The sequence below is a fragment of the Pseudomonas putida genome (genome assembly GCF_002741075.1).
Taxonomy (GTDB): Bacteria; Pseudomonadota; Gammaproteobacteria; order Pseudomonadales; family Pseudomonadaceae; genus Aquipseudomonas; species Aquipseudomonas putida_T.
The window spans coordinates 3640236-3665593 of sequence record NZ_CP016634.1 but is presented as its reverse complement, the minus strand read 5'-3'; the positions used below and the strand labels follow the sequence as shown (position 1 = coordinate 3665593).

The following is a 25358-nucleotide window of genomic DNA, read 5'->3' as shown; positions in this document are numbered from 1 at the left end:
TATATACTGCGCGCCATTATTTGTGGGAGAGCCTTGTGGGCATCGAAATACACTGGATCCGAGATGACCAGACCCTGGCCGAACACTGCCGGGGCTGGCGCGAGCTGCCCTTCGTGGCCCTCGATACCGAGTTCATGCGGGTCGACACGTTCTATCCCAAGGCCGGCCTGATCCAGGTCGGAGAAGGCAACCGGGCTTTTCTGATCGACCCCTTGTTGATTCGCGATTGGCAGCCGTTGGCCGATCTGCTCGAAGACAGCGGCGTGGTCAAGGTGCTGCATGCCTGCAGCGAAGATTTGGAAGTGCTCCTGCGCCTGACTGGCAAGCTGCCGCAACCGCTGTTCGACACCCAGTTGGCCGCCGGCTACTTGAATATCGGCTTCTCCATGGGCTATTCGCGCCTGGTGCAAGAAGTGCTGGGCATTGAGCTGCCCAAGGGAGAAACCCGTTCGGACTGGCTGCAGCGGCCACTGTCTGAAACCCAGGTCAGCTATGCCGCCGAGGATGCCGTGCACCTGGCCGAGCTGTTCAGTGCCTTGCGCCCGCGCCTGTCGGACGACAAGTACGCCTGGGTGTTGGAAGACGGCGCCGAGCTGGTTGCCCAACTGCGCCGCGAAGTCGAGCCGCAGGCGCTCTACCGCGACGTGAAGCTCGCCTGGAAGCTGGCGCCGCAGCAACTGGCGGTGCTGCGCGAGCTGTGCGCCTGGCGCGAGCGTGAGGCCCGCAGCCGCGACGTGCCGCGCAACCGCGTGCTGCGCGAGCACTCGCTGTGGCCGATGGCCAAGAGCCAGCCGGACAACTTGTCGGCCCTGGCCCGGATCGACGACATGCACCCGCGCACCATCCGCCAGGACGGTGAGTTCCTGCTGGGCCTGATCAAGCGCGCCGCAAGCCTGCCGGCCGACCAATGGCCCCAAGCCCTGCCCGAGCCGCTGCCGATCGAGGCCTCCGGCATCCTCAAACGCCTGCGCGCGGTCGGCCAGGCCGAAGGTGAGCGTCTGGGTATCGCCCCGGAACTGATGCTACGCAAGAAAACCCTCGAAGCCTTGCTCAAGAGCGGCTTCCCCAATGGCCCCTATCAACTGCCCGATTCGCTGCGCGGCTGGCGTCGCGAGCGCATGGGCCAGGCCCTGCTGGACAGCCTGGCAGGTGCCGGAGAATCCTGATGAAACGTATTTGCTCGATCTACAAGAGCCCCCGCAAGAACGAAATGTACCTCTACGTGCTCAAGGCCGAGGGCCTGGAGCGTGTGCCCGAGGGCCTGATGCCCTTCTTCGGCACCCCGGTGCATGCCTTCGACCTGGTGTTGACCCCCGAGCGCAAGCTGGCCCGTGAGGACATCGCCAAGGTCCTGGAGAACCTCGACAATCAGGGTTACCACTTGCAGATGCCGCCGCCCGAGGATGACTACATCGAGCACCTGCCTGAAGAGCTGCTGCGCCGCAACGACCCGGCCTGATCCCGGCCCGGTCCCCATCGTTCGCCAAGCGGCCCGTCTACCGGGCCGCCTTTGTCTTTGCCAAGGTTGTTTTCTACATGCGCGTTCTGATCGCTGAACAGGATCATGCCAACTATGCCCGCCTGCTGGGCGAGGCGGCGCCAGAGCTGGATATCGTGACCAGCGGCGACTCCGCCGAACTATCGCGTCTGGCGCCTGACTGCCCGGTATGGCTGGGCCAGCCCGACCTGTTGGCCAGTCTGTTGCGTCAAGGCCACGCGCCTCGCTGGATACAATCCACCTGGGCCGGTATCACGCCGCTGCTGGCCAAGGGGCTGTCGCGCGATTATCGCCTGGCCCGTGCGGTCGGTATCTTCGGCCAGGTAATGGCCGAATACATGCTCACCTACATGCTGATTCACGAACGCGACGTGCTGGCGCGCCTGGTCAGCCAGGTCGAGCGCCGTTGGGACGATCGCCCAGGGCGCTCCTTGGAAGGGCGTCGGGTGCTGGTGGTCGGTACGGGCGATATCGGCCAGCGGGTGGCCGAGTTTCTCGTGCCGTTCGGCGTGACCTTGTATGGCGTTGCCAGCAGCGCGCGCGAGCAGGCGCCGTTCGTCGAAGTGGCGGGGCTCGAGGCGTTGCCGCGCATGGTGGCGCAGGCCGACTACGTGCTCAACCTGCTGCCGGATACCCCTCAGACCCATGATCTGTACGACGCTGCGTTGTTCAAGTGCTTCAAGCCCAGCGCGCTGTTCATCAATGCCGGGCGCGGTGTGGCGGTGGTCGACGCCGATCTGGTCGAGGCCTTGAAGCAAGGCCATCTGGCCGGTGCGGTGATCGATGTCTGCCGACAGGAACCGTTGCCCCAGCGGCATCCGTTCTGGACGGCCTGGGGGTTGCTGTTGACCGGGCACAGCTCGGCGCCCACCTCGCCTATGGCGATGGTGCGGTTGTTCGTCGAGAACATGAAGGCGTATGAGGCAGGGCAGGGATTGCGCGGGGAAGTGGACTTCGCGCGCGGGTATTGAACCGACCGACGCACGACCTGTAGGAGCGGCCTTACGCCGCGAAAAGCTGCTCCTACAGATGCCGTTTTCCGTCGGGTGGTGATCAGAGGCTGAAGTCACCCTCGGCCGCCAGCTCGCTCAGCGGCCGACGTGGGCTTGGCTCTTCACGTGCCTGTAGGGCTTCGGCCAGGCTGGCCTTGTCGCCGAGCTTGCCGATCGCAATCATTGCGTGCAGGGCATAGCCCTCGGGAATTTTCAGCGCTTCGCGGGCCAGTTCCTGGTCGAAACCGGCCATACCATGGGTGTGCCAGCCGCTGATGCTGGCTTGCAGCGCCAGGTGGCCCCAGGCGGAACCGGTGTCGAAGGTGTGCCACAGGGCCGGCTTTTCCTCGCTGGCACCGGGGGCGGCGAAGGTGGTCTTGGACATCACCAGCACCAGCGCCGAGGCCTGTTGCGCCCAGCTGCGGTTGAACTCGTTGAGGATTTCCAGGTAGCGCGCCCAGTGTGGCGTGTCCCGGCGGGCATACAGGAAGCGCCAGGGCTGTGAGTTGTAGGCCGAAGGCGCCCAGCGCGCGGCCTCCAGGAAGCTCAACAGCGTCTGTTCGCTGATCGGCTCTGCAGTGAACGCCCTTGGCGACCAGCGGTTGATGAACTGCTCGTTGATGGCGTAGTCGGCGATGCGTGGGTTGGCGCTCATGCGTGCTCCTGCAGATGGACGGGAAAGCGCGCACGCTACTGCGTCTGATCGGCACTGACAAGCGGTCTGGCTTTGCCCCGGGACAGGCTCTAGACTGGCGCCGCCGCGCGCCGCGGATTCAAGTTCAATGCAGGAACATGTGTGATGATCGCCGATACCGCGCCTTTCTGGCGGCGCAAGACCCTTGAGCAACTCGATCCGCAAGAGTGGGAGTCGCTGTGCGACGGCTGCGGGCTGTGCTGCTTGCAGAAGCTTGAGGATGAGGACGACAACAGCGTCTACTACACACGCATCGCCTGCAAACTGCTGGACCTGACCACCTGCCAATGCAGCGACTACCCGAACCGCTTCGCCCAGGTGCCCGACTGCATTCAGCTCACACCGGGCAAAGCCGACCAGTTCAAGTGGCTGCCCACGACCTGCGGCTATCGCCTGGTCAGCGAAGGCAAGGACTTGCCCGACTGGCATCACCTGGTCTGCGGGGATCGCAAACAGGTGCATGAGCAGCGTATTTCCCAGTCCGGGCGCATGCTCAGTGAGCATGACGTCGATGAGGACGACTGGGAAGACCACCTCATCTTCCGCGCCGGTTGATCACGCCGCGCTTTTTATCTTTCGCTTCAGGGAACAAGGAGTTTCTGCATGCGTTGCCATCTGTTGTGGGTTCTGGGCCTTGTGGCCTGCACGCCGGCCTGGGCCAAGAAGGTCGACCTGGATTACCAGGTGCGTCTGCTGCCCGCGAGCGGGCAGGCCGAGGTGCACCTGACCCTGGCCGATGGCAGTGTGGTGCGCAGCCTGGACTTCGACTTGGGCAGGCACGGCGCCTACAGCGATTTTCATGCCGACGGCCAGTGGCAGGTGCAGGGCGAACGGGGGATCTGGCGCCCGGCGTCGGGCAAGACCCAGCTCAGTTATCGCGTGCAGCTCGACCAGAAACCCCGGGGCGGCGCCTATGAAAGCCGCATCACGCCGCATTGGGCGGTGTTTCGCGGAGATCAGCTGGTGCCGCCCGCGCGCCTGGACCAGCAGGACGGTACCGAGTTGGTGGCCCGCCTGGCGTTCGAATTGCCAGCCGGCTGGAAGAGCATAGAGACCGCCTGGCCGCGTATCGGCAAGCAGAAGTTTCGCATCGACGATGTCTCGCGCCTGTTCGACCGCCCCACCGGTTGGATGCTCGCCGGCAACCTCGGCAGTCGCCGGGCGCGGCTGGGCGAGACGGAGGTCACCGTGGCCGCGCCGCAAGGCCAGGGCTTGCGCCGGATGGACACACTGACGTTATTGACCTTCGTCTGGCCGCAGGTGCAGGCCGTGTTCCCGCGCAATCCGCCCAAGCTGCTGTTGGTAGGCGCGCGGGATGAGATGTGGCGGGGGGCGCTGGGCGGGCGCAACTCCATCTATCTGCACAGCAACCGGCCCTTGATTGGTGAGAGTGGCGCCAGCCCTTTGCTGCGGGAGTTGGTTCAGGTGTTCGCCCAGATCAACGACCGCGAGGGCAGCGACTGGCTCGGCGAAAGCCTGGCGGACTACTACTCGACCGAGCTGCTGCGCCGGGCAGGGGGTATCAGCGACGACCGTTATGAGGCCTGGCAGGCGCGTCTGCACAAGCAGGCAGCCAAGGTCACGCGTCTGCAGGGGGAAAAGGCCGACACTGCCCAGGTCGCCCGAGGTGTACTGCTGCTCCAGGCCCTGGACCGTGAGATCCGCCTGCACACCCAGAACAAACGCTCGCTGGATGATGTCACCCGCGCGTTGATGCGCCTGTCCAGCGTCAACACCGCAGAGTTCATCCAGCTCAGCGAGAGCGTGCTGGGGCGGCGCTCCGACGTGCTGGACAGCAAGGTCCTACGCTGACTTTTTCGCGGGTAAACCCGCTACAGGTCCAGCGACGACAGCCAGAGCAGCGGAAAACCTGTGGGCGCGGGTTCACCCGCGAATGCGTCGGCCCTGGCAGCTCAGCCTTTGGCCTTGAGCGCCCTCAACTGCTCCGCGCTGCGTTCGATATCGTCGCGCAGGCGCAGATATTCCGCCCTGTGACGTTGCCACCACGCCTTGGTCGAACAGTGCCCGCTGATCCCGCGGGCCAGGGCCATGCCGCCCACCGCGATCTGCAGCAGCCCGAGCGCGCCACCGTGGCGCAGGCCCTTGCCGATCATCAGCGCGCCGCCCGCCAGGGAGCTGGCGCGCTCCCAGCCGTGGACATTGCGGGTATGCACAAGCAAAGGGGTATCACGCATGGCTTGGTCTCCGTGTGGGGTGTATGCAACTGACCCGCTACGGCTGCTGGCCGTTCAGTCCGATTGCCAGGCGGAACCTGTTGGCAAGGGATTAACTGCGAGCAGACACTGCCCCTGCAAGGGCGGCGTTCATTTGAACTTGGGCCCGGAGCGGGTATTGAGCCCCTTGGCCAGGCGGTCATACAGCACCACATTCACCGTGGCTGCCAGGTTCATGCAGCCCTGGGTGGGGATGTAGATGGTCTCTTCGCACCACGCCCGCACCTCGTCACTGAGGCTGCCGTCTTCGGGGCCGAAGATATAGAGGGCGCGGTCGGGATGGGTGTAGTCGGGCAGGGGGCGGGCGCCTTCGACCAGTTCCACGGCCACTGGCGTGCAGCCCAGGGGGATGATGCGTTGCAGGTCGTCGATGCCGATCAGTGGGATATCGTAGTGCACGCGCTTGGTGTCGGTGACGAAGTCGCGGGCGCGCTCATAGCGCTTGCCGGTGTAGAACACCGAATTGACGCCGTAGCAACCCGCTGCGCGCATCACCGAACCTACGTTCTCCGCTGACTTGGGATTGAACAGGCCGATGCAGCTGTACCGTTTGTTTGCCACGTGCCGGGGCCCTTCGCAAAAAAAGCGCGATTATACGGGCTCACCGGCGGCAACGGGGGCGATTCGACGATCAGTCTTTCTTGAGCAGGCTCGCAAGGCCGGCGAACGGATTGTGGGTCGCCTTGGCAACGCTCGGGGTGCTGGTGGAGCCTTCGCTGAAGTATTGCTGGTCGGTGTAGCGTGAGTGTTCGTTGTCGTGGCAGTACAGGCACAACAGCTCCCAGTTGGAGCCATCCTGGGGGTTGTTGTCGTGGTTGTGGTCGCGGTGATGGACGGTGAGCTCGCTCAGGCGCTTGCCGGAGAACTCACGGGCGCAGCGGCCACAGACATGCGGGTACATCTTCAGGGCCTTGTCGCGGTAGCCCATTTCCTTGTCGCGCTTGGCGTCGGCGAGGATGCGGTCGAGGCGGGCAGTGGCGGCGGAGGTGGAGGCCGAGCTCATGGGTATTACCTTTCTTGTAATCAAGCGGATGACGGTTATACCGTTGAGTCTAGCGCGCCTGTGTTGTCCTCGGACAGGCGAAAACGCTGGATTGGGCATAGCCTGTAGGTAGGTTTTAGACAGGAGGTTGCTGATGTTCCCTGCGATCCTCGCCGCACTGATCCTTGCTGTCGCGCCCTTGGCTGAGGCTGCGGGCCAGCAACCGCGGATCACCACGTCGGTGCCTGGCGCGCCGGGGACGCCGACGCCGACCCCTTATCCCCAGATCACCCCGAGCACGCCACCCAAAGCCGGCGACAGCCAGCCAGGCGCGCCGCTGCTGCCGCCGATGCCGCTGCCCGGCCCGCGCAAGGACCAACCCTTGCCGGGGCTGCAGCCAGATACGCCCAAGGCGCCGGCCAAGGCGCAAGAAGACTAGGGCCGCTGCGCGCCCCCGAGTGGATCCAGGGGGCTTCGTGGTTACACCACCCCCAGCTCGTTGAACACGAACGCATACTCCAGCGCCACATCGCGCAGCCCCTGGTAACGGCCGCTCATGCCGCCGTGCCCTGCACCCATCTCGGTCTTGAGCAGCAGCAGGTTGTCGTCGGTCTTGCAGGTGCGCAGGCGGGCCACCCACTTGGCCGCCTCCCAGTACTGCACGCGGCTGTCGTTGTAGCCGGCGACCACCAGCATGGCCGGGTAGGCCTGGGGCTTGAGGTTTTCGTAGGGGGCGTAGGCCTTGATCCGCTGGTACACCTCCGGCTCCTGCGGGTTGCCCCATTCGTCGTACTCGGTGACGGTCAGCGGCAGATCCGGGTCGAGCATGGTGTTGAGCACGTCGACGAACGGCACCTCGGCGATGGCGCAACGGAACAGCTCTGGACGCTGGTTGAGCACCGCGCCCATCAGCAAGCCGCCAGCGCTGCCGCCACTGATGGCCAGGTGTTCGCGGTCGGTCACGCCCTCTGCGATGAGGTGTTCGGCACAGGCGATGAAGTCATCGAAGCTGTTCTGCTTGTGCTCCTGCTTGCCGGCCCGGTACCAGGCCTCACCCAGCTCACCGCCGCCGCGCACATGGGCGATGGCGAAGGCCACGCCCCGTTGCAGCAGGCTCAGGCGGGCGTGGGAGAACCAAGGGTCGAGGCTTTCGCCGTACGCACCATAGCCATAGAGATAGAGCGGCACGCACTTGTCCAGATCCTCCCGGCGGCGCACCAGGCTGATCGGCACCCGGGTGCCGTCCTTGGCCACCGCCCACAGGCGCTGGCTGACGTAGTCGTCAGCGTCGAACTCTCCCAGCACTGGGGTCTGCTTGAGCACGGCCTGGGCGCCGCTGGCCAGGTCCAGCTGGCGTACTTGGGCCGGTCGGTTGAGTGCTTCGTAGCGTAGGCGCACGCGCGAGCTGATGAATTCGAGACTGTCCTGGACGTACAGGCTGTAGGCGGCATCTGGCAGTTCGACGCGGTAGGGCGGTAGATCGCGTGGACGTACTTCGATGATCGGCAGGCCGCCTTCGCGCAGGCTCAAGGTCAAGGCGCTGGCGTTCAGGCTCAGGCCTTCGAGCATCACATCGTCACGGTGCGGGACCAGCACTTGCCATTGCTCGCGGGTCGGCACCTGCTCGGCCGGCGCCTGGAACAGGGCGAAGTTGATACCGTCCTGGTTGCTGCGGATGAACCAGCGCCACTGGCCGTCGAGTTGGCCGTGGTCGGGGTAGTACTCGTGGTCCTCGACCCTTGGCGCCAGGGAGGTGAACGCCGCTTGCGGAGTTGCGGCGTCCAGCACCCAGGCTTCGCTGGTGGTCTTGCTGTTGAGCAGCAGCACCAGCTGGCGCTCGGAGCTGGTGCGGTAGCAATGCAGGAAGAACCGCCCGTCGGCTTCCTCGAACACACTCTGGGCGGTAGCTTCGCCGAGGGTGTGGCGGCGCAGGCGCCAAGGGCGGTGGGTGTCGTCCAGCTCGGCGAAGAACAGCGTACGGCTGTCGTTGGCCCAGGTCATGCTGCCGTCGCAGTCCTCGAAGGGCAGGGGGGTGACCGCGCCGCTGGTCAAGTCCTTGACGTACAGGGTGTAGATTTCATCGCCGCTGGTATCGAGGCTGTAGGCCAGCAGACGGTGATCGGGGCTGACGTTGAAGGTGCCCAGGGCCAGGAAGCCGCCAGCGGCCAGCACGTTGGGGTCGAGCAGCAGTTCTTCGTGGCTTTCATCGACGGTATTGCTGTCGTCCGCCGGGCGCGGGCAACGGTAATGGCGCGGGTATTCGTCGCCTGCGGTGGTGCGGGTGTAATACAGATACGGGCCCCAGGGGGAGGGCAGCGACAGGTCGGTTTCCAGGATGCGGCCTTTGATTTCCTCGAACAACTGCTCGCGCAGCGGAACCTGGTCGGCCAGGCAGGCCTGCTGGTAGGCATTTTCCGCGTTCAGGTAGTCCAACACCTGGGGGGTGTCGCGCTGCTGCAGCCAGGCGTACGGATCGGGTGCGTTGTCGGCGTGGGCAATGGGCGGCTGGGGCGTGTTGGGCATTGGCAGTCTCATGGCAAGGGGCGGCCCGTACGGGATTGCCCGTGAAGAGGGCGTCACGGTCCAAAAGTGTTTATCATAGGCGTCTCTTTACCTGGCTTGCACGAACACCATGACCGAGAACGACTATACGCTCGCCTGGGGCCTGTACGCCCTTGCCGCCCTGGGCTGCCTGTGGGTGGGTTTCAAGCTCACTGGCTGGATGTGGCGCTGGCTGCGCGAACCGCTGCGGGTGATCCTGGCGGTGCTGCTGCTGACGCCCACCATCGTTGATCCGGTCAAGGAAAGCTTCGCGCCGGCCATCGCCATCACGGCCCTGGACGTGGCCTTCAAGGTCGGCAACAACGCCTGGCGCGCCGTCTCGGACCTGGCCATGTATGGTTTGATCGCCTTCGTCCTGTACGGTTTGTTCGTGGTGGTGCGCTGGCCGCTGGAAAAACGCGCCCGCGAGCGTCGGGCCAACGCCGATGCCGCCGCCAAGCGCCAGGCCGCCGAGGATGAGCAGGTGATGGTCGATGCGCCGGTCGCCGCCGACCGTCGCGACCGCTACCGCGACGACCCGCTGCCGGCAGCGCCTGCTGGCACTGGCCGTGGCCGGGTCGAGCCACGTTTGTAGGCAGAGGCATCGAGCATGTGCGAACTGCTAGGCATGAGTGCCAACGTCCCCACCGACATCGTCTTCAGTTTCACCGGCCTGATGCAACGCGGTGGGCGTACCGGCCCGCACCGCGACGGTTGGGGCATCGGTTTCTACGAAGGGCGTGGCCTGCGGGTGTTCCAGGACCCGGCCGCGAGCAGCGAGTCGGAAGTGGCCAACCTGGTGCAGCGCTATCCCATCAAGAGCGAAGTGGTCATCGGCCACATTCGCCAGGCCAACGTCGGCAAGGTGTGCCTGTCCAACACCCACCCGTTCGTACGTGAGCTGTGGGGGCGCAACTGGTGCTTTGCACACAACGGTCAGTTGGGCGATTTCCGTGGCCGGACCACGTTCTACCGCCCCGTGGGCGACACCGACAGCGAGGCGGCTTTTTGCGATTTGCTCAACCGCGTGCGTGAGGCCTTCCCGGAACCGGTCGAAATCGAACAGCTGCTGCCAGTGCTGGTCGAAGCCTGTGCCGGCTACCGCGGCCTGGGGGTGTTCAACTGCCTGCTGAGCGACGGTGACTGGTTGTTCTGCTTCTGTTCGACCAAGCTTGTGCACATCACTCGGCGTGCGCCGTTCGGGCCGGCGCGGCTTAAGGACTTCGACCTGAACGTCGACTTCCAGGCTGAAACCACCCCCAACGATGTGGTCACGGTGATCGCCACCGAGGCCCTGACCGAAAACGAGACCTGGCACCGCTACGAGCCGGGTCAATGGGCCCTGTGGCGGCATGGCGAGTGCATTGCTCACGGGCAGAGCTAGGGAAGCCATTGCATGTTCAGAGGTTACCTGCGGTTGCTGTTGTTCACCGTCGGCTTGCTGGTCGGTCTCCAGGTTCCGGGGCTGATCAAGGACTACAGCCAGCGGGTCGAGGCGCACCTGTTCGAGTCGCGCGAGGCGCTCTCGGGTTTCGAGGAGACCGCCCAGCGCTTCTTCAAAGGTGACTTGCAAGCCCTCATCCGCCATTACCGCACCAGCGATGATCCGGTATTCAACAGCGATGCCAACAGCATCGAAAGCCTGCTGATCCGCAACCAGTTGCTGGAGAATGAGTGGCAAGCGCTGCAAGGCCCATGGCTGAGCCGAACCTGGCATGTGCTGGTGCAGGCCGATCCGCAACTGCGGGAAGAAACCCTCAACGGCTACAGCTACCAGATCCTGCTGGTGCCCGAGGCCATTGGCTGGGGCCTGGGCGCTGGGTTCGTGCTGGCGCTGGTGGTCGAGAGCCTGCTGGTCGGGCTGGGTTGGGTGGTGCTTGGCGGGCGGCGCAAGGCGGTCAGAGAGAGCTGGCGCTAGGATCCATTAGGGCCGCTTTGCGGCCCGCAGGCTCCCACCGGGCTCGCGTCGCTCTTAAGACTTACGCGGTCCTTGTGGAGTTTACCCGCGAAGAAATCACTGCAGTCGGCTCAGACCAGCACGATCCGCTGCTCCCCTGCATCCTGCGCATAGCGTTCCAGCACCTGCCGGCACAGGCTCACCACTTCTTCCACCAACGCCACACCGGTCTGCCAGGCCACCACCAGTTCGAGGCTCGGCGGCGGCTGCAACCCACCGAGCAGCACCAGCTCGCCCCGGGCAAGTTCGGCATCGACCAGCGCCGGGGGCAGGGCGCCGATGCCAAAGCCATCGCGCAGCAGGCGGGTGATGGCTGCCACCGAATTCAGGCAGTTCAGACGAGGTGTCTCGGCGCCGGCGGCCTGCAGCAGGCTCAGGACTTCCTGATGGGGGCGCGAATTTTTCGAGAAGGTGACGATGCGCTCGTGGGCAAGCTCGGCGAGCGAGGCGTAGTCACGCTGCTGGGCCGAGCCTGCGGCGACGATCCAGCCCATGGGGTAGCGTGCCAGGTCCAGGCTGCGGATCGACTCCTGGCGCAGCAGATCGGTCTGAAGGATCACATCGAGAAAGCCCTTTTGCAGCTGCTCGCGCAGGTTCAGTGCGGTGTCGGCCACCAGCTCGATCTCCACCTGCGGGTAGCGTTCGGTGAGTTCGGCCACCAAGGCGCTCATCCAGGTGTGGATCACCGTGTCCATCACCCCGATGCGGATCCGCCCGACCTTGGTCCGGTCGCTGTCCAGCGACTGTTTCATGGCCTTGGCGGTATCGAGCATGCGCTCGGCATATTCAAGCACCTTGCTGCCCTCCGGTGTCAGGCTGACCCCGCGCGAATCGCGCAGCAACAGCTTCACGCCCAGGTCTGCCTCCAGAGCGGCGATGCGGCTGGACACCGAGGCCTGGGTGGTGAAGAGCTTCTCTGCGGTGAGACGAAAGCTCTTGAGCCTGGCGACCCAGACGAAGGTTTCGAGGAAGCGAAGGTTCATGATCAGTTTTTCTTGTTCCAGACCGACGGTTTTTATCGTTGGACGCCTGGCGCGCAGCCTCTGGACAATGATGCCCAGGCCGCGACGCAAGACGTCGCCCGTAGAACAATACCAACAAGCCGAGGCAATCATGAACCCAACCGGCATGCCGCAGGTATCCCCCCCGCCGTCCAGCGGCCCCTTTGCCTTTGCCGCAGTGTCCTATGGCGTGGTGATCCTTGCGGCCCTGAGCCTGCCTGAAACACGCGGCAAAGAACTCCAGGCACGGTAAGGTGGACACATGAACAACGACAAGAGAGCTCGACCGATGAAACGCCTGCTACTCAATTGCGACATAGGCGAGAGTTTCGGCAATTGGCGCATGGGCCTGGACGCCGAGGTGATGCCTTACATCGATTGCGCCAATATCGCCTGTGGCTACCACGCAGGGGACCCGTGCACCATGCGCCGCACCGTGGCCCTGGCACTGAAGCACGGGGTGACCATCGGCGCCCATCCGGCCTATCCGGACCTGGTCGGTTTCGGGCGCCGCTCCATGGCCTGCAGCAGCGATGAGATCCGCGACCTGCTGCACTACCAGATCGGCGCTCTGGATGGGATCTGCAAAGTGCTGGGCAGCCGCGTGGCCTACGTCAAGCCCCACGGCGCGCTGTACAACGACATGATGGCCGACCCGCTCAAACTGCGCGCGGTGCTCGAGGCCGTGGCGGCCTATGACCCGGGCTTGCCGGTGATGCTCATGGCCACCGCCGACGACAGCGCTGCGCGCGCCCTGGGCGAGGCGATCGGGGTACCGCTGTGGTTCGAGGCCTTCGCCGACAGGGCCTATACCGCCAGCGGTCACCTGGTGTCCCGGCGCTTGCCCGGCGCGGTGCATCACGACCCGACCTTGGTGATCGAGCAGGCCCTGCGCCTGGCCCGTGGCGAGGCGTTGGTCGCCGATGACGGCAGTGCCGTGCGTCTGGATGCCAGCACCCTCTGTGTACACGGCGACAACGACAGCTCCGTGGCAGCCGTGCGGCAGATCCGCCAGGCGCTCGATGCCTTGGTGCAGCGATGAATCCACGTATCGAGGTGGTGGCCATCGACAGCCTGATGGTGCGCCTGTTCGACGTCATCGACGAGGCCAACATGCCGTGGATTCTGGCCGCCAGCCAGCGCTTGCGCACGGCTTTCGGCTCGGGTCTGGTGGACCTGGTCCCGTCCTACACCACGTTGATGGTGCAGTTCGAACAGGCGCCAGGGCAGGCGCGGGCGCTGATCGGTCAAGCACTGGCGGGGTTGCAGCCGGATGCGGGCAATGCTGGGCGTCGGCACGAGATTCCGGTGTGGTACCACGCCAGCGTCGGGCCAGAACTGCCGGTGCTGGCGGCCCGCAGCGGCTTGAGCGAAGCCGAGGTGATCCGCCTGCACAGCGAGCGGGAGTATCCGGTGTTCGCCCTCGGCTTCGCGCCGGGGTTCGGCTTCATGGGGCTGGTGGACGAACGCCTGGCCAGCCCGCGCCTGAGTACCCCGCGCAAGCGCGTGGCGGCGGGCAGCGTAGGCATCGCCGAGCGCCAGACCGCTGCCTACCCGGCCGTTTCGCCGGGCGGCTGGAACCTGATTGGGCGCACCCCGGTGCGCTTGTTCGACCACGCACGTGAGGGCTACAGCCTGCTGCAGCCGGGTGATCGGGTGCGCTTCGTGGCGGTGTCTCACGAGCAATTCATGGCATTGGGCGGCGACGACAGCCCGTTGGAGGCCCAGGCATGAATCGATTGACGATCGAGGCCAGCACCGCGCTGTGCCAGTTGCAGGATGCCGGGCGCTTCGGCGTGCGCCACCTGGGGGTGACCCAGGGCGGGGTGTTGGATTGGGTGGCGATGTATTGGGCCAACTGGTTACTGGGCAATGCACTGGATGCGCCGGTGGTCGAAGTGACCTTGGGCGGTTTGAGCGTAGTGGCCGACCAGGACTGTACGTTGGCCCTGACAGGCGCCGATCTGGACGCGCGTCTGGACGACCAGCCCGTGCAGCCGTGGCGCAGTTTCCGCCTCGCCAAGGGCCAGCGCTTGAGCCTGCGTCAACCGCGCCACGGTGCTCGGGCCTACCTCGCTGCGCCTGGCGGTTTTCAGGCAGAAGCGGTGCTGGGCAGTTGTGCGACGGTGGCCCGCGAGGGGTTGGGGGGTGTCGATGGCCAAGGTTCGGCGCTCGGCAAAGGCCAGGTGCTGCAGTTCGCCGAGGGCTCGCCGGCCTTGCGCGAGGTACCGGATCCGCTGCGCCCGGTCTATTCGCACACACCAACGCTGGACTTGGTGGTGGGCGCGCAGATCGGCGCGTTCAGTGGCACCAGCCTGTTCGAGGCGTTCAACCGAGACTGGACCTTGGACAGCCGCGGCGATCGCATGGGCATTCGCCTGTTGGGGCCGCAGTTGGTTTACCAGGGGGCGCCAATGATTTCCGAAGGCATCCCGCTGGGGGCAGTGCAGGTGCCGCCGGATGGGCAGCCGATCGTGCTGCTCAACGACCGGCAGACCATTGGTGGGTATCCGCGGCTTGGAGCGTTGACGCCACTGGCGCTGACGCAATTGGCGCAGTGCCTGCCCGGGGCGGTGGTACGCTTCAGGGCGGTGGTGCAGGATGAGGCCTGGCGGGAACAGCAGGCTTACGGTCGGCGTTGGCGTTGAGGTTTCTGAAGGCTGCTGTGCCGCGAAAGGGCCGCACAGCGGCCCCCCGGGCACTCGCTACTTGGACAGGTACCGCATTCCGTCTTCCAACCCCTGCAAGGTCAACGGATACATCTTGTCTTCGATCAGCTCGCGCACCAGGTGCGTGGACGCGGTGTAGTCCCACGCCTGCTTGGGGTACGGATTGATCCAGATGATCTTCCTGAACTTCTCCATGAAGCGCTGCATCCACACGTAGCCGGCTTCTTCGTTCCAGTGCTCAACGCTGCCGCCCGGCTGGGTGATCTCGTAGGGCGCCATGGCGGCATCGCCGACGAACACCACTTTGTAGTCATCGCCATACTTGTGCAGCAGGTCGAAGGTGGAGAAACGCTCTGAGGTACGGCGCAGGTTGTTCTTCCACACCGACTCGTAGACGAAGTTGTGGAAGTAGTAGTACTCCATGTGCTTGAACTCGGTCTTACAGGCCGAGAACAGTTCCTCGCAGACCTTGATGTGGGCGTCCATGGAGCCGCCGATGTCGAACAGCAACAACAGCTTGACCGTGTTGCGCCGCTCCGGGCGCATCTGGATGTTCAGCAGCCCCGCATCCCGTGCGGTGTGGTCGATGGTGCCGTCGATGTCCAGCTCCTCGGCAGCGCCTTCGCGGGCGAACTTGCGCAGCCGACGCAGGGCCAGCTTGATGTTGCGCGTGCCCAGTTCGACTTGGTCGTCGAGGTTCTTGTATTCGCGTTGGTCCCAGACTTTGACCGCCTTGCCCTGACGCTTGCCGGCCTCGCCGACGCGGATGCCTTCGGGGTTGTAGCCGCCGGAGCCGAACGGGCTGGTGCCGCCGGTGCCGATCCATTTGTTGCCGCCGGCGTGGCGTTCCTTCTGCTCTTCAAGGCGCTTCTTGAATTCCTCGATCAGCTTGTCCAGCCCGCCCAGGGATTGGATCTGCGCACGTTCCTCGTCGCTGAGCGAGCGTTCGAACTCCTTGCGCAACCAATCTTCGGGGATCAGCGCCTCCAGGTGACGGTCCAGGTGCTCCAGGCCCTTGAAGTAGGCGCTGAAGGCCCGATCGAACTTGTCGAAATGCCGCTCGTCCTTTACCAGGATAGCCCGGGCCAGGTAGTAGAACTCGTCCATGTCGGCGAACACCACCCGCTGCTGCAGGGCATTGAGCAGGTCGAGCAGTTCGCGCACCGACACCGGCACCTTGGCCGCGCGCATTTCATTGAACAGGTTGAGCAGCATGGGGCGGCTCCTGTCAGCGGTTGCCGCGCCGGCTCATGAAGGCCAGGCGCTCGAGCAATTGCACGTCCTGCTCGTTCTTGACCAGGGCACCCGCCAGCGGCGGAATGGCCTTGGTAGGATCGCGTTCGCGCAGCACGGCTTCGCCGATGTTGTCGGCCATCAGCAGCTTGAGCCAGTCGACCAGTTCGGAGGTGGAAGGCTTTTTCTTGAGGCCCGGCACCTTGCGCACATCGAAGAACACATCCAGCGCTTCACTGACCAGCGACTGCTTGATGTTGGGGAAGTGCACGTCGACGATGCGCTGCAGCGTGTCGCGGTCGGGGAAGGCGATGTAGTGGAAGAAGCAGCGGCGCAGGAAGGCGTCCGGCAGTTCCTTCTCGTTGTTGGAGGTGATGATGATGATCGGACGCTGCTTGGCCTTGATGGTCTCGTCGATCTCGTAGACGTAGAACTCCATCTTGTCGAGTTCCTGCAGCAGGTCGTTGGGGAACTCGATGTCGGCCTTGTCGATCTCGTCGATCAGCAGGATCACACGCTCGTCAGCCTCGAAGGCTTCCCAGAGCTTGCCCTTTTTCAGGTAGTTGCGCACGTCGTGGACCTTGTCCACGCCCAACTGCGAGTCGCGCAGGCGGCTGACCGCGTCGTATTCGTAGAGGCCCTGGTGGGCTTTGGTGGTGGATTTGATGTGCCAGGTGATCAGGCGGGCGCCGAAGGAGGCGGCGAGCTGTTCGGCGAGCATGGTCTTGCCGGTGCCCGGCTCACCTTTGACCAGCAGCGGGCGCTCCAGGGTGATGGCTGCGTTCACCGCCAGCTTCAGGTCGTCTGTGGCGACGTAGTCGCGGGTACCTTCGAACTTCATGAACCGATCCTCTGCGGGGTGTCATCGAGGGCCTTTTCGCGGGTACAGCCGCGAAAGGGATAACACATGATTGTCATTTGTTCGCGACTATAAACCCAGGCCCGCTGGGTGGAAACGTAGACCGGTCATTCAGTCTCTGAACGGTGCGTCACCTTCTGGGTCAGTCGGAATCAGGCGGTGGTTGCTCGTAACGTGCATTGAATGCCTGGATAAAGCCGTTGCGCAGGATCTGCAGGAACGCCTCGAAGGCGCTGATGTTGCGCTGATGCACGCTACCGCGCAGCTCCACACGGGTGGCGAACTGGTTCTTGGGCTGGTTCTTGAGTACCGTCTCGCTGGCGCCGACCAGGGCTTCCCAGATCGAACGGAAGAGCCCCTTGTCCTTGTCTTCCACGTCCTGCTGCCAATTGAACACATCCACATCCCGCAACAGCGGCTTGATATAGCCATGCAGGCGCCCCTTGTCGGCCTGCGCCTCGATCACCAGGTCGCCATGGCCTGCATTGAAGTCGAACTTGCCATAGGCACTGGCGAAGTCATTGAGTCGGCGCAATTGGATATCGGTCGCACGTAGACGAAACTCGAAATCATCGAAATCGCTGAAGGGGTCGAAGGTGGCGCGGCTTTCCACCCGGGCATCGCCCAGCAGGCGCGCCGTGCCGTCGAAGTTAGCGTCGCGGCGGCCTTTTTCGTCGCGCACGTTGGTCAGGTTGCGGATGTTGGCCTGCAGCTGGGTGGCCTTGAGGTCGACCGGCGGTTTCGAGTTGAAGTTGCGAAAGGTCAGGATGCCGTTTTCGATGCGCACCTCATTGAGGGTGATGGGCAGTAGCTTTTCCAACTGTTGACGCCAGTCGGTGCCCTGACCCGTCTGGGAGTTCTGCTTGTTGCCACCGTCGACGAAATTGAGCTCGGGATGCACGAAGAGGACTTCAGCCACCACGGCATGGTCGTACCACAGTGAGCGCCAGCTCACCGAGAGATCGATCAACGGTGCATCGAGAAACGGCACTGGCACCTTGCCGGTGGTCTTGACGATCTTCAGGTCGTTGATCTGGTAAGCCCCGCGCCACCAGGCCAGGTCCACATCGGCGATCTGCCCGCGATAGTCGCCCATGTCCGCGAGGCGGTCGTTGAGGTAGGTGCGGACCAGGTAGGGCAGGGCCAGGTGCAGGGCCAGCAACAGCGCGACCAGGCTGGCCAGGCCAATCAGCGGCCAACGATAGCGAGCTTTCATCGAGGGCTCTCCGGGGCGGGTTGTGCGGTTGACCGCCGTGAGCCCTGGGGAGTTCGAACGGGCTTTACTGCCCCCCGGGGCAGGCTTACCCTTGAAGCTTTCCCTGCTCCTACAAAGTTCAAGGACTCCTGCCATGAGCCGTATCTACGCAGACAACGCCCACTCCATCGGCAACACGCCGCTGGTGCAGATCAACCGCATCGCTCCACGTGGTGTGACCATCCTGGCCAAGATCGAAGGGCGCAACCCGGGCTATTCGGTCAAGTGCCGGATCGGCGCGAGCATGGTCTGGGACGCCGAGAGCAGCGGCAAGCTCAAGCCGGGCATGACCATCGTCGAGCCCACTTCGGGCAACACCGGTATTGGCCTTGCCTTCGTCGCCGCCGCACGCGGCTACAAGCTGATGCTGACCATGCCGGCCTCCATGAGCCTGGAGCGACGCAAGGTGCTCAAAGCGTTGGGCGCCGATCTGGTGCTCACTGACCCGGCCAAGGGCATGAAGGGCGCGATCGAGAAAGCCAACGAAATCGTCGCCTCCGACCCGGCCACCTACTTCCTGCCTGGGCAGTTCGAGAACCCGGCCAACCCGGCGATCCACGAAAAGACCACCGGCCCCGAAATCTGGAACGACACCGATGGCGCCGTGGACGTGCTGGTGGCGGGCGTCGGCACCGGTGGCACCATTACCGGGGTTTCGCGTTACATCAAGCACACTCAGGGCAAATCGATCCTTTCGGTGGCCGTAGAACCAGTGGCCTCGCCCTTGATCAGCCAGACCCTGGCCGGCGAGGAGCTCAAGCCCAGCCCGCACAAGATCCAGGGCATCGGTGCCGGTTTCGTGCCGAAGAACCTTGACCTGTCCATCGTCGATCAGGTCGAGACCGTCACCGACGACGAGGCCAAGGCCATGGCCCTGCGCCTGATGCAGGAGGAGGGCATCCTCTGTGGCATCTCCTGTGGCGCGGCGATGGCCGCTGCGGTGCGCCTGGCCGAGAAGCCGGAGATGCAGGGCAAGACCCTGGTGGTGATTCTGCCGGACTCGGGCGAGCGTTACCTGTCGAGCATGCTCTTCAGCGACCTGTTCACCGAGCAGGAAAACCAGCAGTAAAGCGCTGCCTGGGTGATGCCTGGGGCTGCGCTGCGCCCCAGGTTTTCTGCCACACCGCTGATCCGGCGCAATGCCACGGCGCACTCTTTGTTGCACAATCCTGAAAACTGCACTGCGTCCCTGGATGTTTTTACCTGGGGCAGATGGGTTTATGATGGCCGGATGATTTTAAATGGAGCAGGTCACGGCCTGGTTTCTTCTCCAAGGAGTGTTGCATGACCTTTTCCTTTGCCGCCAAGGCGGGTGTCCTGCTGGTGTTCTTTGGCAGCGTGCTGTTCGTGCACCTGCGCGGCAAGGCGCGCCTGCCTGTACTGCGTCAGTTCGTCAACCATTCGGCGCTGTTCGCACCCTATAACAGCTTGATGTATCTGTTTTCCGGTGTACCGTCCAAGCCGTACCTGGACCGCCAGCGTTTCCCCGAGCTCGATGTGCTCAAGGATAACTGGCAAGAGATCCGTGAAGAGGCCATGCGCCTGTTCGATGAGGGCTACATCCGCGCCGCGGAAAAGGACAACGACGCAGGCTTTGGCTCGTTCTTCAAGAAGGGCTGGAAGCGCTTCTACCTGAAGTGGTACGACAAGCCGCTGCCTTCGGCCGAAATGCTCTGCCCCAAGACCGTCGAGCTGGTCAGCCGCATTCCCAACGTCAAAGGTGCCATGTTCGCCTTGCTGCCCGGCGGCAGCCACCTGAACCCTCACCGCGACCCGTTTGCCGGTTCCCTGCGTTATCACCTGGGCCTGTCCACGCCGAACTCGGACAATTGCCGCATCTACGTCGATGGCCAGCCCTATGCCTGGCGTGACGGTGAGGACGTGATGTTCGACGAGACCTACGTGCACTGGGTGAAGAACGAGACCGACGTGACACGCGTGATTCTGTTCTGCGACATCGAGCGTCCGCTCAGCAACCCACTGATGACCCGTATCAACCGCAAGGTCAGTGCCTTCCTCGGACGCGCCACCGCGCCGCAAAACACCGATGACGAGCGCGTGGGTGGGATCAACCAGGCCTATGCCTGGAGCAAGCGCTTCAGCAACAAGATCAGCACCCGCGTGAAACAGTTCAAGCGTGCCAACCCCAAGGCCTACCGCATTCTGCGGCCGGTCCTGGCGGTGGTGGTGGCGTATCTGCTGTACCGCTGGCTGTTCTGATTCACCTGCCATTTCGCTCCCACAGGTACAGCGCCGCTCTCAAGGGTAGCGGTGGGCCTGTGGGGCCGCGAAGAGGCCTTACCTGCCAATACAAAAGACAGCTATTGCCCGGTTCTGGATTCGCCGTTATATTCCGAAACATTCTCTTCTCCGAAGACCCGATCATGCCTGCCATCCCTTCCCTCACAGCTGTCGTCCTCGCGCCTGTCGCGGGCGTGGTTGTGCGTGGCAGCCAGCAGCCGGCCATGATCAGTCATTACCCACCACCTGTCAGTGGCGTGGTAGGCGGCGTAGCTCCGCCTCCTTGCGCAGTGGTGCTGGGCTGATCGGCCTCTGGCCGCTCCCCATCGCACTCGCAACCTACTGAACACGGTCGGCTACTTCCCTCGCTAGCGCGACAGCCCGCCGTTCGGCTCATTTGCCCTATACAGGTGGCAATACATGTCTGTTTTTTCCAAAGCATCCGTGGCCTCGGCGGCCACGACCAGCCTGTTCGTCCTGCTGTGGAGCAGCGGGGCGATCGTCTCCAAGCTTGGTCTGGCTCAGGCCAGCCCCTTCGCCTTCCTACTGCTGCGCTCGGCCTTGGCACTGGCTGGCCTGCTGCTGGTCAGCCCACTGCTGGGGCTGCGCTGGCCGCGCAGCCGGGGTGCGGTCCTGCGTGCCCTGGGCACCGGCTGCGTGTTGCTGGGCGCCTACCAGATCTTCTATCTGTTGGCGCTGAACACCCACGTCACCCCCGGTATCATGGCTACGGTCATGGGGGTTCAACCGATCCTTACCGTGGTGCTGATGGAGCGCCAGCGCTCCTGGAGCCGGCTGTTCGGGCTGGGCCTGGGGCTTGGGGGCCTGGTGATGGTGGTCTACCAGGGCCTCAACCTGGGCGGGATCTCTCTGATGGGCATGTTGTTCGCCCTGCTGGCGCTGGCCAGCATGACCTTTGGCTCCATCTTGCAAAAGCGCATCACCGACAACCCCATGGGCACTTTGCCGTTGCAGTACCTGGCCGGTTTTGCCTTGTGCGCGGTGTTCGCGCCTTTTCAGCCGCTTGAGGTGCAGTGGGATGCAAGCTTCATCGGTGCGCTGGCATGGATGGGGCTGGTGGTCTCGTTGTTGGCGACCTTGCTGCTGTACCGTCTGATCGCCCGGGGCAACCTGGTCAATGTCACCAGTCTGTTCTACCTGGTGCCGGCAGTGACTGCCGTGATGGACTTCCTGATCTTCGGCAATCGGCTGGCGCCGCTGAGCCTGCTGGGGATGGGGTTGATCGTCGTCGGGTTGTTGTTCGTGTTCCGCAAGCCTGGGTTGCGCACGGCTGAAGCCTGATACATCGAAGGGCCGCTTTGCGGCCCTTTTTCTGGAGATGGCGCTATACGTCATTCATCTGTGCGGGCGGGCTTGGCTCGCGACGGCGGCAGAGTCCTGTTTTTTAGCCGGGCGTAGCACCAGCCACAAGGCCACGCCGATCAGCATTCCGCCATACAGGTGCGCCATCGACAGCGGTTCATCCAGCAGCCAGGCACCCCACAGCACGCCGAACACCGGAATCAGAAAGGTCACGGTACTGGCCTTGACCGGTCCGATCTCGGACAGCAGTCGGAAGTACAGGATGTAGGCGAACGCTGTGCACAGCAGGCCCAGGCCCAGCAGCGACAGCCACACCGGCCAACCCCCCCAGCTGGCCGGTGGCTGGGTGAGGGCGCTCCAGGCGAACACCGGGGTCAGCAGCAAGGTTGCGCCAAGCATGCTGCCCAAGGCCGACAACCGGCTGTCCAGCTCGCTGACCCAACGCCGTGCAAGGAACCCGGCAAAGCCATAGCAGGTTGTCGCGGCCAGGCAGGCCAGGGCACCTTGCAGTAAAGCAAGATCCAGCGCCACCGGACCTGCACCGCTGAGGATGCCGACGCCCAACAGCCCCAGGAAAATGCCGCACAGCTTGGCCAGGGTCATGGGTTCGCGGAAGAACAGTACGCCGATCAGTACGCCCATCAGCGGTGTGGTGGCGTTGAAGATGGCCGAGTAGCCGGCCGGCAGCACCTGCGCTGCTACCGAGTAGAAGGTGGCCGGGATCCCGGAGTTGATCATCCCCAGTACCAGGCAGGCGCCAAGCTTGCCGTTGAAGTCCCAGCGTACCCGCGCTGCGGCAAGAATGACGATCAGCCCCAAGCACGCGATCGAGACGCGAAAGAACGCTGTCGGCACCGTGCCAAGTTCCGGCGCAATGATGCGCATGAACAGGAAGCTCGCTCCCCAGACGGCGGCAAGGGTCAGCAGGCGGGCAAGGGCGATGGGGCTCACAGCGGTCTCCAGCAATCGGCAAGGGCGCGAGTGTACGCCATCGAATGAGCGTGGTTCTTGTCCTTTCTTGCTGTGTGAATGTGCTCAGGGACAGGTTTGCCGCGAAAAGGGCACGACACAAGCAGGTGCAACTAAGCTTGCGTGTTGAACCCCACATGGAGTCCCTTGCATGTCCCAGTCCTGGCCGGCGGCCCAGATCGCCCGGATGATCCTCGATGGCTTCGACGATTACCGCGAGCACTTCCGGCGCATCACCCTGGGCGCACGCGAGCGTTTCGAGCGGGCGCTGTGGCAGCAGATCCAGCAGGCTGCGGCGGCACGCATCAATCTCTATGAAGAAAAGGTCGTCGAGGTCAATGGCTGGCTGCGTGATGGCTTTGCCGAGGCGGTGCTGCTGGATGTGGAGCAATGGCCGCTGGTGAAGAGCGCCTATATCCGCCTGATCGACCCGCGCCTGGACGATGAGCTGTCCGAGACGTGGTACAACTCGATTTTCTGTAGCCTGTTCAGTCATGACCTGATCAGCGATGGCTGCATGTTCATCCACACCACCCGGCCATCGATGCGCGGGCATGAGCGGGCAGCGCAGACCCGCACCTATCAGCCTGAGGGCAGCGTCCGCAGCCTGTTGCGGGCGATCTTTGCCGATTACTCGTTCAGCGTGCCTTACGGCGATCTGGACGGGGATGTGGCACGTCTGGAGCAGCAACTGCGCGAATGCTTGCCGGACTGGGTCTGCAAGGATCCTTCGCTGGCCGCCGAGCTGTTCTCGCCGGTGCTGTACCGCAACAAGGGCGCCTACTTGGTGGGCCGGCTGTATACACCGGACGAGCAGTGGCCGTTGGTGATTCCGCTGTTGCACCGTGAGGGCCATGGCATCGAGGCGGATGCGGTGATCACCGACGAGGCCGAGGTGTCGATCATCTTCTCCTTCACCCGCTCGTATTTCATGGTCGATGTGCCGGTGCCGGCGGAGTTCGTCAATTTTCTCAAGCGCATCCTGCCGGGTAAGCACATCGCCGAGCTGTACACCTCGATTGGCTTCTACAAGCACGGCAAATCGGAGTTCTACCGCGCCCTGATCAACCACCTGGCCAGCACCGAGGATCGCTTCGTCATGGCGCCAGGGGTACGCGGCATGGTGATGAGCGTATTCACCCTGACCGGCTTCAATACCGTGTTCAAGATCATCAAGGACCGCTTCTCGCCTTCCAAGACCGTGGACAGAGCGACGGTGATCGACAAGTACCGTCTGGTCAAAAGTGTCGACCGGGTCGGGCGCATGGCCGATACCCAGGAGTTCGCCGATTTCCGCTTCCCCAAGGCCAAGTTCGAGCCGCAGTGCCTGGCCGAGCTGCTGGAGGTGGCGCCCTCGACCGTGAAACTTGAAGGTGACACGGTGCTGATCCGACACTGTTGGACCGAGCGGCGCATGACCCCGCTCAATCTTTACCTCGAACAGGCCAGCGAAGCCCAGGTGCTCGAAGCGCTGGAGGACTATGGCCTGGCCATCAAGCAACTGGCGGCGGCGAATATCTTTCCCGGTGACATGCTGCTCAAGAACTTTGGCGTCACCCGCCATGGTCGGGTGGTCTTCTATGACTACGACGAGATCAGCTTTCTGACCGAGGTGAACTTCAGGCATATCCCGCCGCCGCGATACCCGGAAGACGAGATGTCCGGTGAGCCGTGGTATTCGATCGGGCCGCACGATGTGTTTCCCGAGGAGTTCCCGCCGTTTCTGTTCGCCGATATCGGCCAGCGACGGCTGTTCAGCCGGTTGCATGGCGAGCTGTATGACGCCGATTACTGGAAGGGGCTGCAGGCGACGATCCGTGAGGGGAAGGTCATCGATGTGTTTCCGTATCGGCGCAAGGTGCGGTGAGCTTTTGTGGGGGGCTTTGCGGCCCATCGCAGGCTGTCGCCAGCCCAGGCCCTGATGGGGAGGCTGGCGACAGCGCAAAGGGGCTACCCCTTCATGCACTTGAGCGCGCTGAAGTCATTGCGCACCTTGGTTAGCCGCTCCTGGAGAAACTGACGCTGTCCTGGTGTGCTTTGCTTCATCAGGTCCACCAGCAGGCTGCGGGCCTGCTGTTCGGCGTTCTGGAAGGCGATGCGGTACTCCGGGCTCCACAAGCTCTCCTTGCGTTGCAGTAACTGTGCAATGCGTGGCTCGAAGCTTGGGGTGTCACGTTGCGTCAGCACCAGCACCAATTGGTGCTGCCAGTGGGCGCGGTTGGCAATCCATTGGCGATTCTGGTCTCCCAAGGCCTGGGACCAGGTCAACACGCGCAGACGTTGAGGCGCGTTGAGTTCGCCCAGCCAGGGTTCGAGGCGTTTTTCCATGCGTTTGGCGCGATCGTTGATCTGCTTGGGTAGCGGCGTTTCGACATAGTTGGCCTGGCGCTCGCGGATGTCATCACGAAAGGCTTGGCGCATTTGCGACACCTGCTCGTCGCTCATATCGCGCAGCAATTGCGTGGCGGAGGGGGTGATCGCCTCGGCGACCCGGCCGACGGCCTGGCGGGCCTCAGCGGTGCGCTGGCGCAGCGCCTGGTCGGTGACCTGGTCGGTCATGACCATTTGGCGAATCTGGTCGAGCCACTCCAGGTAGCCGGGTAGTTGCGTCCGGCAATGCCAGGCCAAGTGTTGCTTGAGACGCTCGTCGAGCCAGGTTTTCTGCTGGCGGTTCATGTTCAGGTAATCGTTCAGGGACCAGGGTACCAGCACGTCGAGGTTGCGATAGGCCAGGTCGATGCGGCTGCAGGCGGCCACGGTCAAGGTCAGGCACAGGACGAAGATGAACATGGGACGTAGGGTGACGGGCATGGGCGGATCCTTGCTGGAGCTTGCCAGGCAGTAGACGCAAGGGGCGCTCCGTCGGTTCCTGGGTATGGACGGCCAGGCGGCGAAGGCTGTTCAGGTGTA

At 63.8% G+C, this 25358-nt stretch carries 27 protein-coding genes and 1 pseudogene; 17 read left to right on the top strand and 11 right to left on the bottom strand.

What is annotated here, in order from left to right; genetic code table 11:
* Positions 1-35 precede the first annotated feature (35 nt).
* The 3 genes from rnd (at position 36) to IEC33019_RS17185 (ending at position 2469) form a co-directional block, all read left to right on the top strand.
* Positions 36-1166, top strand: a complete 1131-nt coding sequence (rnd, locus tag IEC33019_RS17195) for a ribonuclease D (protein ID WP_070093286.1) — start codon at positions 36-38, stop codon at positions 1164-1166.
* Positions 1166-1459 carry a YcgL domain-containing protein gene (locus IEC33019_RS17190; RefSeq protein ID WP_070093285.1) on the top strand — a complete coding sequence of 98 codons (294 nt, stop codon included), beginning with the start codon at positions 1166-1168 and terminating at the stop codon, positions 1457-1459. The genes rnd and IEC33019_RS17190 overlap by 1 nt, the downstream gene beginning before the upstream one ends.
* Positions 1460-1536: 77 nt before the next feature.
* Positions 1537-2469: a D-2-hydroxyacid dehydrogenase gene (locus tag IEC33019_RS17185; protein WP_070093284.1), complete on the top strand. Its 933-nt coding sequence runs from the start codon at positions 1537-1539 to the stop codon at positions 2467-2469.
* Positions 2470-2551: 82 nt separating this feature from the next.
* Here IEC33019_RS17185 and IEC33019_RS17180 read toward each other — a convergent pair whose 3' ends face one another.
* Positions 2552-3145 carry a nitroreductase family protein gene (locus tag IEC33019_RS17180; protein WP_070093283.1) on the bottom strand — a complete coding sequence of 198 codons (594 nt, stop codon included), beginning with the start codon at positions 3143-3145 and terminating at the stop codon, positions 2552-2554.
* A 144-nt stretch (positions 3146-3289) separates the two neighbouring features.
* Here IEC33019_RS17180 and IEC33019_RS17175 point away from each other — a divergent pair, with 144 nt between their 5' ends.
* Together IEC33019_RS17175 and IEC33019_RS17170 are read left to right on the top strand one after the other, a co-directional pair.
* Positions 3290-3739, top strand: coding sequence for a YcgN family cysteine cluster protein (locus IEC33019_RS17175; protein ID WP_070093282.1), 450 nt, complete (start codon positions 3290-3292; stop codon positions 3737-3739).
* 48 nt (positions 3740-3787) lie between these two features.
* Positions 3788-4996, top strand: coding sequence for a hypothetical protein (locus IEC33019_RS17170; protein ID WP_070093281.1), 1209 nt, complete (start codon positions 3788-3790; stop codon positions 4994-4996).
* A gap of 101 nt (positions 4997-5097) precedes the next feature.
* Here the strand turns inward: IEC33019_RS17170 and IEC33019_RS17165 are convergent, their stop codons facing one another.
* The 3 genes from IEC33019_RS17165 to IEC33019_RS17155 form a co-directional block, all read right to left on the bottom strand.
* On the bottom strand, positions 5098-5379 hold the full coding sequence (locus IEC33019_RS17165) for a YgaP family membrane protein (RefSeq protein ID WP_070093280.1): 282 nt from the start codon (positions 5377-5379) through the stop codon (positions 5098-5100).
* 129 nt (positions 5380-5508) lie between these two features.
* Positions 5509-5979: an RNA methyltransferase gene (locus tag IEC33019_RS17160; protein WP_070093279.1), complete on the bottom strand. Its 471-nt coding sequence runs from the start codon at positions 5977-5979 to the stop codon at positions 5509-5511.
* A gap of 70 nt (positions 5980-6049) precedes the next feature.
* Positions 6050-6421, bottom strand: coding sequence for a YajD family HNH nuclease (locus tag IEC33019_RS17155; RefSeq protein ID WP_070093278.1), 372 nt, complete (start codon positions 6419-6421; stop codon positions 6050-6052).
* Between the two features lie 133 nt (positions 6422-6554).
* Between IEC33019_RS17155 and IEC33019_RS17150 the strand changes: the two genes are divergently transcribed.
* A complete protein-coding gene (locus tag IEC33019_RS17150) occupies positions 6555-6839 on the top strand; it encodes a hypothetical protein (RefSeq protein ID WP_070093277.1) in 285 nt (94 codons plus the stop codon).
* Between the two features lie 41 nt (positions 6840-6880).
* On the opposite strand, the gene IEC33019_RS17145 is transcribed toward IEC33019_RS17150, so the two are convergent.
* The gene (locus IEC33019_RS17145; RefSeq protein ID WP_070093276.1) at positions 6881-8923 is read right to left on the bottom strand and encodes a S9 family peptidase; all 2043 of its coding nucleotides are present in this window, start codon (positions 8921-8923) and stop codon (positions 6881-6883) included.
* Between the two features lie 109 nt (positions 8924-9032).
* Here IEC33019_RS17145 and IEC33019_RS17140 point away from each other — a divergent pair, with 109 nt between their 5' ends.
* From IEC33019_RS17140 to IEC33019_RS17130, 3 genes are read left to right on the top strand one after another with little or no spacing between them, the layout of a single operon-like run.
* Complete coding sequence (locus IEC33019_RS17140; RefSeq protein WP_070093275.1) at positions 9033-9536, top strand: MFS transporter; 504 nt, start codon at positions 9033-9035, stop codon at positions 9534-9536.
* 15 nt (positions 9537-9551) lie between these two features.
* Complete coding sequence (locus IEC33019_RS17135) at positions 9552-10325, top strand: class II glutamine amidotransferase (protein WP_070093274.1); 774 nt, start codon at positions 9552-9554, stop codon at positions 10323-10325.
* A gap of 12 nt (positions 10326-10337) precedes the next feature.
* Complete coding sequence (locus IEC33019_RS17130) at positions 10338-10859, top strand: DUF2937 family protein (protein WP_070093273.1); 522 nt, start codon at positions 10338-10340, stop codon at positions 10857-10859.
* A gap of 110 nt (positions 10860-10969) precedes the next feature.
* Here IEC33019_RS17130 and IEC33019_RS17125 read toward each other — a convergent pair whose 3' ends face one another.
* Positions 10970-11881: a LysR family transcriptional regulator gene (locus tag IEC33019_RS17125; RefSeq protein WP_070093272.1), complete on the bottom strand. Its 912-nt coding sequence runs from the start codon at positions 11879-11881 to the stop codon at positions 10970-10972.
* Between the two features lie 184 nt (positions 11882-12065).
* Between IEC33019_RS17125 and IEC33019_RS27860 the strand changes: the two are divergent.
* From IEC33019_RS27860 to IEC33019_RS17110, 4 genes and pseudogenes are all read left to right on the top strand, one after another.
* Positions 12066-12152: pseudogene (locus IEC33019_RS27860) on the top strand (hypothetical protein); the annotation flags it as partial.
* Positions 12153-12161: 9 nt separating this feature from the next.
* Entirely contained in the window at positions 12162-12941 is a 780-nt protein-coding gene (locus IEC33019_RS17120) for a 5-oxoprolinase subunit PxpA (RefSeq protein WP_070093271.1), read from the top strand.
* A complete protein-coding gene (pxpB, locus tag IEC33019_RS17115; RefSeq protein ID WP_070093270.1) occupies positions 12938-13633 on the top strand; it encodes a 5-oxoprolinase subunit PxpB in 696 nt (231 codons plus the stop codon). The genes IEC33019_RS17120 and pxpB overlap by 4 nt, the downstream gene beginning before the upstream one ends.
* Entirely contained in the window at positions 13630-14547 is a 918-nt protein-coding gene (locus tag IEC33019_RS17110) for a biotin-dependent carboxyltransferase family protein (RefSeq protein ID WP_070093269.1), read from the top strand. Before pxpB ends, IEC33019_RS17110 begins: the two co-directional genes overlap by 4 nt.
* 57 nt (positions 14548-14604) lie before the next feature.
* Here the strand turns inward: IEC33019_RS17110 and IEC33019_RS17105 are convergent, their stop codons facing one another.
* From IEC33019_RS17105 to IEC33019_RS17095, 3 genes are all read right to left on the bottom strand, one after another.
* Positions 14605-15783 (bottom strand): vWA domain-containing protein, encoded by a 1179-nt coding sequence (locus IEC33019_RS17105; protein ID WP_070093268.1) that lies wholly within the window; start codon positions 15781-15783, stop codon positions 14605-14607.
* A gap of 13 nt (positions 15784-15796) precedes the next feature.
* The gene (locus tag IEC33019_RS17100) at positions 15797-16642 is read right to left on the bottom strand and encodes an AAA family ATPase (protein ID WP_070093267.1); all 846 of its coding nucleotides are present in this window, start codon (positions 16640-16642) and stop codon (positions 15797-15799) included.
* Between the two features lie 160 nt (positions 16643-16802).
* Positions 16803-17876 (bottom strand): DUF748 domain-containing protein, encoded by a 1074-nt coding sequence (locus IEC33019_RS17095; protein WP_070093266.1) that lies wholly within the window; start codon positions 17874-17876, stop codon positions 16803-16805.
* 133 nt (positions 17877-18009) lie between these two features.
* On the opposite strand from IEC33019_RS17095, the gene cysK reads away from it, so the two are divergent.
* The 3 genes from cysK (at position 18010) to IEC33019_RS17080 (ending at position 21458) form a co-directional block, all read left to right on the top strand.
* Complete coding sequence (gene cysK / locus IEC33019_RS17090; protein WP_070093265.1) at positions 18010-18984, top strand: cysteine synthase A; 975 nt, start codon at positions 18010-18012, stop codon at positions 18982-18984.
* A 215-nt stretch (positions 18985-19199) separates the two neighbouring features.
* Complete coding sequence (locus IEC33019_RS17085) at positions 19200-20135, top strand: aspartyl/asparaginyl beta-hydroxylase domain-containing protein (RefSeq protein WP_070093264.1); 936 nt, start codon at positions 19200-19202, stop codon at positions 20133-20135.
* A 441-nt stretch (positions 20136-20576) separates the two neighbouring features.
* Positions 20577-21458, top strand: a complete 882-nt coding sequence (locus IEC33019_RS17080; protein ID WP_070093263.1) for a DMT family transporter — start codon at positions 20577-20579, stop codon at positions 21456-21458.
* A gap of 54 nt (positions 21459-21512) precedes the next feature.
* On the opposite strand, the gene IEC33019_RS17075 is transcribed toward IEC33019_RS17080, so the two are convergent.
* Positions 21513-22430 carry a DMT family transporter gene (locus tag IEC33019_RS17075; RefSeq protein WP_070093262.1) on the bottom strand — a complete coding sequence of 306 codons (918 nt, stop codon included), beginning with the start codon at positions 22428-22430 and terminating at the stop codon, positions 21513-21515.
* Between the two features lie 169 nt (positions 22431-22599).
* Between IEC33019_RS17075 and aceK the strand changes: the two genes are divergently transcribed.
* Complete coding sequence (aceK, locus tag IEC33019_RS17070) at positions 22600-24315, top strand: bifunctional isocitrate dehydrogenase kinase/phosphatase (RefSeq protein WP_070093261.1); 1716 nt, start codon at positions 22600-22602, stop codon at positions 24313-24315.
* An 83-nt stretch (positions 24316-24398) separates the two neighbouring features.
* On the opposite strand, the gene IEC33019_RS17065 is transcribed toward aceK, so the two are convergent.
* The gene (locus IEC33019_RS17065; protein WP_070093260.1) at positions 24399-25259 is read right to left on the bottom strand and encodes a DUF6279 family lipoprotein; all 861 of its coding nucleotides are present in this window, start codon (positions 25257-25259) and stop codon (positions 24399-24401) included.
* Between the last annotated feature and the right edge of the window lie 99 nt (positions 25260-25358).